This window comes from Pseudomonas mendocina (genome assembly GCF_003008615.1).
In the GTDB taxonomy this organism is placed as follows: Bacteria; Pseudomonadota; Gammaproteobacteria; order Pseudomonadales; family Pseudomonadaceae; genus Aquipseudomonas; species Aquipseudomonas mendocina_C.
In genome coordinates, this window is sequence record NZ_CP027657.1 from 1,032,077 (window position 1) to 1,044,819 (window position 12,743).

Annotated in this window: 12 protein-coding genes; 5 read left to right on the top strand and 7 right to left on the bottom strand. The window is 62.9% G+C overall.

Features of this window, described 5'->3' with window-relative positions:
- Positions 1-28: 28 nt before the first annotated feature.
- Positions 29-1,258 carry a glycosyltransferase family 4 protein gene (locus C7A17_RS04840; RefSeq protein ID WP_106736956.1) on the top strand — a complete coding sequence of 410 codons (1,230 nt, stop codon included), beginning with the start codon at positions 29-31 and terminating at the stop codon, positions 1,256-1,258.
- 156 nt (positions 1,259-1,414) lie between these two features.
- On the opposite strand, the gene C7A17_RS04845 is transcribed toward C7A17_RS04840, so the two are convergent.
- The 4 genes from C7A17_RS04845 to rluD form a co-directional block, all read right to left on the bottom strand.
- Positions 1,415-2,524 carry an NADH:flavin oxidoreductase gene (locus C7A17_RS04845; RefSeq protein ID WP_106736957.1) on the bottom strand — a complete coding sequence of 370 codons (1,110 nt, stop codon included), beginning with the start codon at positions 2,522-2,524 and terminating at the stop codon, positions 1,415-1,417.
- 27 nt (positions 2,525-2,551) lie between these two features.
- Entirely contained in the window at positions 2,552-3,142 is a 591-nt protein-coding gene (locus C7A17_RS04850; RefSeq protein ID WP_234035884.1) for a TetR/AcrR family transcriptional regulator, read from the bottom strand.
- Positions 3,143-3,275: 133 nt separating this feature from the next.
- Positions 3,276-4,007, bottom strand: a complete 732-nt coding sequence (gene pgeF, locus C7A17_RS04855; protein ID WP_106736959.1) for a peptidoglycan editing factor PgeF — start codon at positions 4,005-4,007, stop codon at positions 3,276-3,278.
- Entirely contained in the window at positions 4,004-4,978 is a 975-nt protein-coding gene (gene rluD / locus C7A17_RS04860) for a 23S rRNA pseudouridine(1911/1915/1917) synthase RluD (RefSeq protein ID WP_106736960.1), read from the bottom strand. Before rluD ends, pgeF begins: the two co-directional genes overlap by 4 nt.
- 138 nt (positions 4,979-5,116) lie before the next feature.
- Between rluD and C7A17_RS04865 the strand changes: the two genes are divergently transcribed.
- The 4 genes from C7A17_RS04865 to C7A17_RS04880 all read left to right on the top strand — a co-directional run bounded on the left by C7A17_RS04865 (position 5,117) and on the right by C7A17_RS04880 (position 9,453).
- Complete coding sequence (locus C7A17_RS04865) at positions 5,117-6,109, top strand: outer membrane protein assembly factor BamD (RefSeq protein ID WP_106736961.1); 993 nt, start codon at positions 5,117-5,119, stop codon at positions 6,107-6,109.
- Positions 6,110-6,285: 176 nt separating this feature from the next.
- Positions 6,286-6,528, top strand: coding sequence for a PP0621 family protein (locus C7A17_RS04870; RefSeq protein WP_106736962.1), 243 nt, complete (start codon positions 6,286-6,288; stop codon positions 6,526-6,528).
- Positions 6,518-8,110, top strand: coding sequence for a sensor histidine kinase (locus C7A17_RS04875; RefSeq protein WP_106736963.1), 1,593 nt, complete (start codon positions 6,518-6,520; stop codon positions 8,108-8,110). Before C7A17_RS04870 ends, C7A17_RS04875 begins: the two co-directional genes overlap by 11 nt.
- 2 nt (positions 8,111-8,112) lie before the next feature.
- A complete protein-coding gene (locus tag C7A17_RS04880) occupies positions 8,113-9,453 on the top strand; it encodes a sigma-54-dependent transcriptional regulator (protein ID WP_106736964.1) in 1,341 nt (446 codons plus the stop codon).
- 108 nt (positions 9,454-9,561) lie between these two features.
- Here C7A17_RS04880 and C7A17_RS04885 read toward each other — a convergent pair whose 3' ends face one another.
- From C7A17_RS04885 to C7A17_RS04895, 3 genes are all read right to left on the bottom strand, one after another.
- Complete coding sequence (locus C7A17_RS04885) at positions 9,562-10,323, bottom strand: amino acid ABC transporter ATP-binding protein (protein WP_106736965.1); 762 nt, start codon at positions 10,321-10,323, stop codon at positions 9,562-9,564.
- A 79-nt stretch (positions 10,324-10,402) separates the two neighbouring features.
- The gene (locus C7A17_RS04890) at positions 10,403-11,500 is read right to left on the bottom strand and encodes an amino acid ABC transporter permease (protein WP_106736966.1); all 1,098 of its coding nucleotides are present in this window, start codon (positions 11,498-11,500) and stop codon (positions 10,403-10,405) included.
- Positions 11,501-11,509: 9 nt separating this feature from the next.
- Positions 11,510-12,694, bottom strand: coding sequence for an amino acid ABC transporter permease (locus C7A17_RS04895; RefSeq protein WP_199796391.1), 1,185 nt, complete (start codon positions 12,692-12,694; stop codon positions 11,510-11,512).
- Positions 12,695-12,743 lie beyond the last annotated feature (49 nt).

Genomic DNA, 12,743 nt, shown 5'->3' on the forward strand with positions numbered 1-12,743 from the left:
ACCGCAATCGAAACGTCATGTTCACTACATGACCTGGGCAGAGACTGCATGCATGAACGCATCCTCTCTGCATATCGCGCTGATCAGCGAAACCTTCCCGCCGGAAATCAACGGCGTAGCCAATACCCTCGGCCGCCTGGTCGACGGCCTGCGTGGTCGTGGTCATCACGTGCAGCTGGTACGACCACGCCAGGAGGTCGACCAGGAGCAGGACACGGGCAATGATCTGCTGCTGACCCGCGGCTGGCCGCTACCCGGTTATCCGGGCCTGCAATGGGGCCAGTCGTCATTGCACAAACTGCTCAGGCGCTGGCAGCGGCGACGCCCGGATGTACTCTATATAGCCACCGAAGGCCCGCTGGGGCTGTCCGCACTGCGCGCCGCCAGGCGCCTGGCGATCCCGGTGGTCAGCGGTTTTCACACCAACTTCCAGCAGTACACCGGACACTACGGCATCGGCCTGCTGACGCGGGCGATGACCAACTACCTGCGCTGGTTCCATAACCGCACGCAGCTCACGTTGGTGCCGAGCATCGGCCAGAAGGTCGACCTCGAACGCCGTGATTTCGAACGCCTGGCCCTGCTCGCACGGGGTGTCGACAGCCAGCTGTTCCACCCACGCCGACGCAGCGACATCCTGCGCGAAAGCTGGGGCCTGGGGCCGGATGATCTGGCCGTTCTGCATGTCGGTCGCCTGGCAGCAGAGAAGAACCTCGGTCTGCTGGTGAAAGCCTTCCACGCCCTGCAGACAGCCCACCCACAGCGCCGTATGCGGTTGATTATGGTCGGCGACGGGCCACTGCGCGCCAACCTGCAGACGCAACTCCCAGACGCGCTGTTCTGCGGCCTGCAGCGCGGTGAGACGCTGGCCACACACTATGCCTCTGGCGATCTGTTCCTGTTCCCCAGCCTCTCGGAAACCTTCGGCAACGTGGTGCTGGAAGCACTCGCTTCGAGCCTCGGCGTGGTGGCATTCGACCAGGCTGCAGCCGCTCAGCATATCCATCACGGGCACAACGGCATGCTTGCCCGCCCTGGCGACGAGACCGGCTTCTGCGAAGCTGCCTGTGAGCTGTTGGAAGATGCAGAGGTGCTGCGCCGCATCCGCCTCAATGCCCGCCGACATGCCAGCCACCTGAGCTGGGACGGCATCGTCGCGTTGTTCGAACAGCACCTGCGCAGTGCCATGCAGCCACGCCCAAAGATCGTCCATGTCAGTAGCCCGGATGAAATCCGGGGCGGGATGCAAGATGGCTAAAACGTAGGGCGGGTGAAACCCGCCATTGGTAAAGGGCTGGCGGGTTTAACCCGCCCTACGCCAGCACATCCGCTCAAAACATACAGGCGTAAAAAAGCCCCGATGTGCCGGGGCTGAAAACGGGGCGCCGGATCGCGACGCCCGATAGAAAGGGACTCAGACCAGCGTGGTCAGTGCCTCGCGACTGAACGGCAAGATGTCCTGTTCGCGGCCTTCGCGCACCTTCAGCGCCCAATCCGGGTCGACCAGCAGCGCACGGCCCACGGCCACCAGATCGAACTCCTCCTTGTTCAGGCGCTCGAGCAGATTTTCCAGGCTGGCCGGTTCGGCCACCTTGTCGGTCTTGACCATGAATTGTAGGAACTCGCCATCCAGGCCGACGCTGCCGACAGTGATGGTCGGCTTGCCGGTCAGCTTGCGCGTCCAGCCGGCCAGGTTGAGGTCGCTGCCTTCGAACTCCGGCTCCCAGAAGCGACGGGTCGAGCAATGGAAGATGTCCACGCCGGCATCGGACAGCGGCTTGAGGAAGGCTTCCAGTTGCTCCGGGGTCTGCACCAGGCGTGCGGTGTAGTCCTGCTGCTTCCACTGCGAGTAACGCAGGATGATCGGGAAGTCCGGGCCAACGGCAGCGCGCACGGCATGAATCAGCTCGATGGCGAAACGCGAACGTGCCGCCAGGTCGCCACCGTAGCCATCGGTGCGCTGGTTGCTGCCTTCCCAGAAGAACTGGTCGATCAGGTAACCGTGGGCGCCGTGGATTTCCACGCCGTCCATGCCGATGGCCTTGGCATCGCGCGCGGCCTGGGCGAAGGCGGCGATCACCTCATCGATATCGGCCTGGGTCATACCGTGTACGACCACCTGGCCATCCTTGACCTTCTCCATCGGGCCATAACCGGGCACGCTGGCATCCGGTTCGGTGCCCAACTTGCGCACATTACCCACATGCCAGAGCTGCGGAACGATCTTGCCGCCTTCGGCATGCACGGCGTCGACCACTTGCTTCCAGCCGGCCAGCGCATCTTCGCCGTAGAAACGCGGCACGTTCGGGTAGCCGTTGGCCGCCTTGTGGCCGACGGTGGTGCCTTCGGTGACGATCAGGCCCACGCCCGCAGCCGCGCGGCGACGGTAATACTCGACGACCTTGGCGTTGGGCACGCCACCGGGCGAGAAGGAGCGAGTCATCGGCGCCATGACCACACGGGTCGGTAACTCTAGGTTACCGAGGCGGAACGGAGCGAACAGGGCTTGAACGGGGGCGCTCATCATCTTTCCTCTGGGGTTGAACGGTAATCAGGCCTGCAGCAAACGCTCCAGGCGGGTGACGAAAGCTTCCAGCGGCTGCAGGTTGCGCCCCACCTTGAGGCGAGCCAACACGCCCTGCCAGGCGTCGCTGATGAAGGTGGCGAGGTTGCCGCAGTCCTCGTCGGCCGGCAGTTCACCGGCGGCCTGCGCCTGCTCCAGGCAGGCGCGCAGGATGTCCACCGAGGCCTGCTGGATAGCGGCGACTTCGGCGCCGATCGCCGGCAGCATCTCGCTCATCTCGAAACTCAGGCTGCCGATGAAGCAGTGGTACTGCGGCGTGTCCTGGCGGGCGAAGTGCGCCAGCAGATCACGGTAGTAAGCGAGGATACGTGTACGTGGGCTTAACGCCGGCTCATTCAGCGCCTGGGCATAACGCGCCAGCCGCGGCCGATAGATGAAAGCCAGCGCCTGCAGGGCGAAGTCTTCCTTGCTGGCGAAGTAGTGGTAGAAGCTGCCCTTGGGAATCCCAGCCGCCAGGACGATCTCCAGAACACCCGTGCCGTGGTAGCCGCGACGCGTCATCACCGCCGAGCCCTTGCTCAGGATCAGGTCGCGCTTGTCGAGTCGAATGCTGTTCATGGCACCGAGCATATGACCGGTCGTCTCGCTCGCGACAGCACTATTGATATTGGTGATTAAGGGCTAGAAAACGCAGGGCGGGTGTAGCCCGCCGCTAGCCAGTCTGGCGGGTTTCACCCGCCAGACTTCACGCTCAGCGCTGCAGCCAGATCAGCGAAGCAAAACGCCCGGTGCGGGCACTGCGGCGATAGGAGTAGAAACGCGGGTCGTTGTAGGTGCACAGCCCACCGCCGCTGACCGCGGTCACGCCGATGGCGGCCAGCCGAATGCGCGCCAGTTGGTAGATATCGGCCATGAACTTGCCGGCATTGACGCTGGCTGCGAATGCGCTGACAGCCTCGGCATGCTGTTGCACGAAGGCCTCGCGCACCTCGCTCCCGACTTCGAACGCAGCCGGGCCGATGGCCGGGCCGAGCCAGACCAGCAGCTCTTGCGGTGCAACGTCCAGCGCCTTGACGGTCGCCTCCAGCACACCACCGGCCAGCCCGCGCCAACCGGCATGGGCCGCCGCCACACGGGTACCGGCGCGGTCGCAGAACAGCGCCGGCAGGCAGTCGGCGGTCATTGCCGTGCAGGCGATACCAGCCGTGGCCGTCCAGTTGCCATCGGCTTCGATGACCACGGCAGGATCAGCCTGCGCCACGACGATGCCATGCACCTGACGTAGCCAGGCTGGCTGGCAACCCAGAGCCTCGACCAGATGCTGACGATTGCTAGCCACCGCCGCTGGGTCGTCATCGACATGATCGCCCAGGTTGAAACTATCGAACGGCGCGGCGCTGATGCCGCCACTGCGCGTGGTGACGCAAGCGCGCACGTTGGCCGGCGCTGGCCAATCGGGAATGAGCCAATCGTGGGTGCTCACCCGACGAAGGCCTCGCGATCCTGACGCAGCAGGGTCAGCAGCCAGACCAGATCATCCGGCAGCTCCGACTCCCACTTCATGCGCTTGCCTGTGGCCGGGTGATCCAGTTCGAGGAAACGCGCATGCAACGCCTGACGCGGGAACTCCTTGAGGCTCTGCACCAGGGTCGGGCTCGCCGCCGGCGGGATGCGGAAACGCCCGGCATAGACCGGATCGCCCACCAGCGGGTAGCCAACGTGGGTCATGTGCACGCGAATCTGGTGGGTACGCCCGGTTTCCAGCTTGACCCGCACATGGGTGTGCGAGCGATAACGTTCGAGTACCCGGTAGTGACTGATCGCCGGTTTACCGCCATCAGTCACCGCCATGCGCTGACGCTGGCTGGAACTGCGGCCAATCGGCGCATCGATGGTGCCGCCAGCGGTGATCACACCGATACAGATGCATTCATATATGCGGCTGACGGTGCGCTTCTGCAACTGCTCGACCAGATTGGTCTGCGCCTGCAGGGTCTTAGCCACCACCATCAGGCCGGTGGTGTCCTTGTCCAGCCGATGGACAATACCGGCACGCGGCACGTTGATGATGTCCGGCACGTGGTGCAGCAGAGCATTGAGCAGCGTGCCGTCGGCATGTCCGGCAGCCGGGTGCACCACCAGGCCTGCGGGTTTGTCGATCACCAGCAGGTGTTCGTCCTCATAGACGATATTCAGTTCGATGTCCTGCGCGATCCATTCGCCCTGCGCTTCCTGCTCGGCATCGAGCACCAGCGTCGAGCCGGCATGCACGGTGTCGCGCGGGCGCGCCACGGTGCCATCCACGGTCAGACGGCCTTCCTTGATCCAGGTGGAGAGGCGCGAACGGGAGTACTCGCCAAACAGCTGCGCAGCCACCTGGTCGAGACGTTGACCGCCCTGTTCAAAGGGGACGACGGCCTGGAGTTGGATCAGCTGTTTGTTTATAGAAGTCATCTTAGGCAACGGCGGGAGCCTGGCCTTTGGTTTCGGCGACAGGCTTGTGGTTAAATACGGCGTCTTTGCCCCAGGGTTTTCCGGGGGCGCTCATCATAACAGGACGGCCGCGCGGCCGTCACAGGGACGCAAGCCGCCATGCAAGTGAAACACCTGCTGCTGATCGCCATCCTCGCCCTTACCGCCGCCTGCTCTTCCAAGCAGCCGGAGGTCGATGAAAACCTCAGCGAGGTGGAGCTGTACCAGCAGGCCCAGGCCGACCTGGACAACCGCAGCTACACCCAGGCTATCTCCAAACTGAAAGCACTGGAGTCGCGCTATCCGTTCGGGCGCTACGCCGAGCAGGCGCAGCTGGAACTGATCTTCGCCTACTACAAGAATGCCGAGCCGGAAGCCGCCAAATCCTCGGCTGAGCGCTTCATCCGCCTGCATCCGCAGCACGCCAACGTCGACTACGCCTACTACCTCAAGGGCCTGGCCTCGTTCGACCAGGATCGCGGCCTGCTGGCGCGCTTCCTGCCGCTGGACATGACCAAGCGTGACCCGGGCGCCGCGCGCGACTCCTACAACGAGTTCGCCCAGCTCACCAGCCGTTACCCGACCAGCCGCTACGCGCCGGACGCCAAGCAGCGCATGATCTACCTGCGCAACCTGCTGGCCGCCTACGAAGTACACGTTGGCCACTATTACCTGACCCGCCAGGCCTATGTCGCTGCAGCCAACCGCGGCCGCTACGTGGTGGAAAACTTCCAGGAGACCCCGTCGGTCGGTGACGGCCTGGCGATCATGACCGAAGCCTATCAGCGCCTGTCGCTGGACGACCTGGCAGCCACCAGCCTGGAAACCCTCAAGCTCAACTACCCGGATCATCCGAGTCTGGAAAGCGGCGAGTTCGTCCCGCTCGAAGAAGAAGCCGACAACCGTTCCTGGCTGGCCAAGGCCACCCTGGGCCTGATCGAAACCGACACGCCGCTGCCGCCAGGCGAAACCCGCGCCAGCCAGGACGTGATCCGCCAGTACGAAGACGCCGAGCAACAGATCCCGGCCGAACTGCAGCAGGACGCCAAGACCGGCGAAACAGCCAAGAAGCGATCGATCTGGAGCTACCTGACCTTCGGTCTGTTCGACTGATCCCAGCAGTAATCGACAAAAGGAGGCTTCGGCCTCCTTTTTTATGGCCTGCGCGATCATGCAACATCAGCCCCACCCTCCCGTTTGGAAACAGCGCACAGCTTGTCACCACGCCACTGTGCCGCCGGCCTCACCTTGGCTAAACTGGCGGCGTCAACCAGAAGAAAGAGTGCACCATGGGTTTGTTTCGCCTGCTGTTCTGGATCGCCATCATCTTCGCCGCGATCTGGGTTTGGCGCCGCTATATCAGCGCCCCCAAGCGCCCCAGCCAAACGCAGCGCGAAGATGAGCCTGCACCGATGGTGCGCTGCGCGCACTGCGGCGTGCACATTCCTCAAAGCCAGGCGTTGACCCAGGATCAGCGCTGGTACTGCAGCCAGAAACACCTCGAGCAAGGCCCGCAGACCGGTGACCGCTGATCTCAGCGTTCAAGGCAGCCCCCAGGGGCGGCGCATCCTCAGGCTCTATCATTTCTATCGCCTGAGCATTGGCCTCGCACTGATCCTGCTGATCTCCAGCAACCTCGACGAGCAGTTGCTGGATGTCGTGCATATCGAGCTGTTTCGCACCGGCAGTTGGGTCTACCTGATCCTCAATATCCTCATCGCCGTGCTGGTGCAAAGGCCCAAGCACCTGATGCAGCTGTTCAGCCTGGCACTGGTCGACGTGATCTTCCTCTCCGCCCTGTTCTATGCCGCCGGCGGCACGCCCAGCGGTATCGGCAACCTGCTGGTGGTCGCCGTGGCCATCGCCAACATCCTGCTGCGTGGGCGCATCGGCCTACTGATCGCTGCCATCGCAGCGATTGCAATGATCTACCTGACTTTCTACCTCAGCCTCAGCCGACCCGCCGCCGCCGCGCAGTACGTCCAGGCAGGTGCCCTCGGTGCGCTGTGCTTCGCCGGCGCCCTGTTCATCCAGGGCATCACCCGCCGCCTGCAAGTCAGCGAAAGCCTGGCCGAGCAACGCGCGGCCGACGTCGCCAACCTGGAAGAACTCAACGAACAGATCCTGCAACGCATGCGTACCGGCATTCTGGTGCTCGATACCCAGCATCGCGTGTTGCTGGCCAACCAAGGGGCGACGCAACTGCTCGGACGCGGCGAGCTCAGTGGCAAGATCATCGACCCGCACTGCCCCGAGCTGGTCAAGCGCCTACAACAGTGGCTGCACAACCCGACCCTGCGTCCGGACAGCCTGCAGGCGCAGGTCGACGGCCCGGTGCTGCAACCCAGTTTCATTTCCCTGCAACGCGGCGACCAGCAGCACACCCTGGTGTTTCTCGACGACATCTCGCAGATTGCCCAACAAGCGCAGCAGCTCAAGCTGGCTTCGCTCGGCCGCCTGACCGCCGGCATCGCCCACGAGATCCGCAACCCACTCGGTGCAATCAGCCACGCCGCACAGCTGCTGCAGGAGTCGGAAGACCTGCAAGGCCCGGATCAGCGCCTGGCGCAGATCATTCAGGATCACTCCAAGCGCATGAACCTGGTGATCGAGAACGTCCTGCAGCTCTCACGCAGACGCCAGGCCGAACCTCAGTTGCTCGACCTGAAATACTGGTTGCACCGCTTCGCCAGCGAATTTCGCAACTCGGCGCCGAACGACCGGCAGATTCATCTGGAAACCCAGGGCGGCAGCCTGCAGACGCGCATGGATCCGCATCAGCTGACCCAGGTGCTGACCAACCTGGTGCAGAACGGCCTTCGCTACAGCGCACAGAAACACCGGCTCGGCCAGGTGTGGCTACGCCTGTTCCGCGACGAAGCCAGTGACCTGCCGGTGCTGGAGATTCTCGACGACGGTCCCGGCGTGCCGCCCGAGCTGGAGCAGCATATCTTCGAGCCCTTCTACACCACCGAAAACAAGGGCACCGGCCTGGGCCTGTATATCTCCCGCGAGCTGTGCCAAGGCAACCAGGCCCGCCTCGACTATAAACCTCGTGAAGGGGGCGGCAGCTGCTTCCGCATCACCTTCGCCCATCCGCGCAAACTGAGCTGAGCATGAACCGTCAGAGAGCCCTGATCGTCGACGACGAACCCGATATCCGCGAACTGCTGGAAATCACCCTCGGACGCATGAAGCTGGACACCCGCAGCGCCCGCAACGTCAAGGAGGCACGCGAGTGGCTGGCGCGTGAACCCTTCGACCTGTGCCTGACCGACATGCGCCTGCCCGATGGCACCGGCCTGGAACTGGTGCAGCACATCCAGCAGCGCTACCCGCAAGTGCCGGTGGCGATGATCACTGCCTACGGCAGCCTGGACACCGCGATCAACTCGCTCAAGGCCGGCGCCTTCGACTTCCTCACCAAACCGGTGGATCTCGGCCGCCTGCGCGAACTGGTCGCCACCGCCCTGCGCATCCGCTCCCCCGAGGGCGAGGAAACCCCGGTCGACAGCCGCCTGCTCGGCGACTCGCCGCCCATGAAATCGCTGCGCAAGCAGATCCAGAAACTCTCGCGCAGCCAGGCACCGGTCTATATCAGCGGTGAGTCAGGCAGCGGCAAGGAACTGGTCGCCCGCCTGATCCACGAGCAGGGCCCGCGCGTCGAACAGCCCTTCGTCCCGGTCAACTGCGGCGCCATCCCCTCGGAGTTGATGGAAAGCGAGTTCTTCGGCCACAAGAAAGGCAGCTTCACCGGTGCCATCGAAGACAAACAGGGCCTGTTCCAGGCGGCCAATGGCGGCACGTTGTTCCTCGATGAAGTTGCCGATCTACCACTGCCAATGCAGGTGAAACTGCTGCGTGCGATTCAGGAAAAAGCCGTGCGCGCCGTCGGCGGTCAGCAGGAAATGGTAGTCGACGTACGCATACTCTGCGCCACCCACAAGGATCTCGCCGCCGAAGTCGCCGCCGGCCGCTTCCGCCAGGATCTCTACTACCGCCTCAACGTCATCGAGCTGCGCGTACCGCCGCTGCGTGAGCGCCGCGAAGACATCGCCCAACTGGCCAGTGTCATGCTCACGCGCCTGGCCGACAGCACCGGCCTTGCCGCTGCCAAGCTGCATCCCGATGCGTTGGAAAAACTGAAGAACTACCGCTTCCCCGGCAACGTGCGCGAGCTGGAGAACATGCTCGAGCGCGCCTATACCCTGTGCGAAGACGACCAGATCACCCCCAGCGACCTACGCCTGGCCGACGCCAGCGGCCCCAACAATGAAGGTGGCGAAGCGAGTCTCGCGCAGATCGATAACCTCGAGGATTACCTCGAAGACATCGAACGCAAGCTGATCATGCAGGCCTTGGAAGAGACACGCTGGAACCGCACGGCCGCCGCCCAGCGCCTGGGCCTGACCTTCCGCTCGATGCGCTACCGGCTGAAGAAGCTGGGCATCGACTGATGCCCACCATGACACCTTCACATCGGTGCGCACAGCGCACTCTACGAATTAGACCCCACAACGAAAAAGGGAGCCCGAAGGCTCCCTTTTTGATAACGCAACGATGACTCAGTGAATGATCTGACTGAGGAACAGCTTGGTGCGCTCGTTCTGCGGGTTGGTGAAGAAGCTGTTGGGTTCGGCCTGTTCGACGATCTCACCCTTGTCCATGAAGATCACCCGGTTGGCCACGGTGCGAGCGAAGCCCATTTCATGGGTCACGCAGAGCATGGTCATGCCGTCTTCGGCCAGGCCGATCATGGTGTCCAGAACCTCTTTCACCATCTCCGGGTCGAGTGCCGAGGTCGGCTCGTCGAACAGCATGATCTTCGGTTTCATGCACAGCGCACGGGCAATCGCCACACGCTGCTGCTGCCCACCGGAGAGCTGCCCCGGAAACTTGTTGGCCTGCTCCGGAATGCGCACGCGCTCGAGGAAATGCATGGCGATTTCCTCGGCCTGACGCTTGGGCATCTTGCGTACCCACATCGGCGCCAGGGTGCAGTTCTGCAGCACGGTGAGGTGCGGGAACAGGTTGAAGTGCTGGAACACCATGCCCACTTCGCGGCGGATCGCCTCGATGTGCTTGAGGTCGCTGGTCAGCTCGGTGCCATCAACCACGATGCGCCCCTGCTGGTGTTCTTCCAGACGGTTGATGCAGCGGATGGTGGTGGACTTGCCCGAGCCGGAAGGGCCGCAGAGCACGATACGCTCGCCCTGTTGCACGCTGAGGTTGATGTCCTTGAGCACGTGGAACTGGCCGTACCACTTGTTCACGCCTTGCAGCAGGATCATCGGCTCAGCGCTGGGTTGCTTGATTGCTTCACTCATTATTCATTCCTCCAAGGGACTCATTCAGGTTCTGGCGCGCCGCATCACGGGCAGGCGCGCCTCAGCGACTGAACGGTTCCTAACGCTTGTGGCCGGTATCCAGCTTTCTCTCCAGATGCAGGGAGTAGCGGGACATACCAAAACAGAAAACCCAGAAAACCAACGCGGCGAATACATAACCCTCGGTCGCCATCCCCAGCCAGGCTGGGTCGGTAGTCGCCTGCTTGATGCTGTTGAGCAGGTCGAACAGACCGATGATGATCACCAGGCTGGTGTCCTTGAACAGGGCGATGAACACGTTGACGATGCCGGGAATCACCAGCTTCAGCGCTTGCGGCAGGATCACCAGCCCCATCATCCGCCAGTAGCCCAGGCCCATGGCAGCTGCTGCCTCGTACTGGCCCTTGGGGATGGCCTGCAGGCCACCGCGCACCACTTCGGCGATGTAGGCGGACTGGAACAGGATCACCCCGATCAGCGCACGCATCAGCTTGTCGAAGTGCATGCCTTCGGGCAGGAACAACGGCAGCATCACCGAGGACATGAACAGCACGGTGATCAGCGGCACGCCGCGCCAGAACTCGATGAAGGTGACGCAGATGACCTTGATCGCCGGCAGGTTGGAGCGACGCCCCAATGCCAGCAGGATGCCCAGCGGCAACGCACCGGTGATACCGACAGCGGCGATCACCAGGGTCAGCATCAGGCCGCCCCACTGACTGGTGGAAACCACGCTCAGACCAAACACGCCACCGTGCAACAGGCACCAGGCGATGACCGGATAGATCACCAGGAAAGCCAGGCCATACAGCGCCTTGCGCGGCATCTGCGGGACGAACAGCGGCGCAGCGCCGATGATCGCCAACCACAGCGTGGTATCTACCCGCCAGCGCAGCTCGGTGGGGTAGAAACCGTACATGAACTGACCAAAGCGCTGCTGAATGAACACCCAGCAGGCGCCCTCCTTGGTGCAGTCGGCGCGCGTGCTACCGACCCAGTTGGCATCGATGATCGCCCACTGCAGCAAAGGCGGCACGATCAGCCAGATCAGGTAGATGGCGAAAAAGGTCAACAGGGTGTTGAACCAGTTGGAAAACAGGTTGGCCCGCAGCCAAGCCAGCACACCGACGCTCATGCGCGGCGGCGGCAGATCCGGTTTGAAAATATGACTTTGCATGGCTGCTCCTTACCGCTCAGTCAGCGCAATGCGCTTGTTGTACCAGTTCATCAACAGAGAAATGCTGATGCTGATGGCCAGGTACACGCTCATGGTGATGGCGATCACCTCGATGGCCTGCCCGGTCTGGTTGAGTACCGTTCCGGCGAACAACGAAACCATGTCGGGATAACCGATGCCGGCGGCGAGCGAGGAGTTCTTGGCCAGGTTGAGGTACTGACTGGTCAGCGGTGGAATGATCACGCGCAGCGACTGCGGAATGATCACCAGACGCAGCGTGATACCCGGGCGCAAACCCAGCGAGCGCGACGCCTCGGTCTGGCCATGGCTCACGGCCATGATCCCGGAACGCACGTTCTCGGCGATGAAGGCTGCGGTATAGATGGTCAAAGCCAGCGTCAACGCCATCAGTTCGGGGATCAGCACCCAGCCGCCGCGGAAGTTGAAACCGGTCAGTTCCGGCACGCTCCACACCAACGGGTTACCGCCGATCAACACAGCCAATGCCGGGATGCCGACGATCATCGCCAGCGACGTCCACAGCAGCGGGAAGATCTTGCCGGTGGCCTCACGCCGCGCCTTGGCCCAACGGCCGAGCACGATGATGGCTGCGATGGTTGCCAGCAGCACCACGGCGAAGAAACCAAAGCTCTCCGATGGAGCCGGTGCCGGCATGTACAGGCCGCGGCTGTTGAGGAAGAAGACTTCGCCGACGTCCAGGCTTTGCCGCGGACCGGGCAGGGTCAGGAATACCGCGAAGTACCAGAAGAGAATCTGCAGCAATGGCGGAATGTTGCGGAAAATCTCGATGTAGACCGTCGCCATCTTGCTGATCAGCCAGTTCGGCGACAGCCGCGCGATACCGAGCAGGAAGCCGAGAATGGACGCCAGCACGATACCGATGACCGACACCAGCAAGGTGTTGAGCAGACCGATGATGAACACACGCCCGTAGGAGTTGCTCTCGGAGTAATCGATCAGGTGCTGAGCGATGCCGAAACCGGCACTGTTGTTGAGAAAACTGAAGCCGGAGATGATTCCGCGCTTCTCCAGGTTGGCCTGGGTGTTCTGGAATAGAAACCAGCCGAGCGCCACAACGGCAACTACGGCAATGATCTGGAACAGCCACGCGCGCACCTGCGGATCGGTCAATAACGATCCTCGCGGGCGCGGGGCATTAGCGGTCGTTTGCATAACAGCCCTCGTTGAACCTCCGGCCCGCTGCAGCGGGTCGGGGATTCAT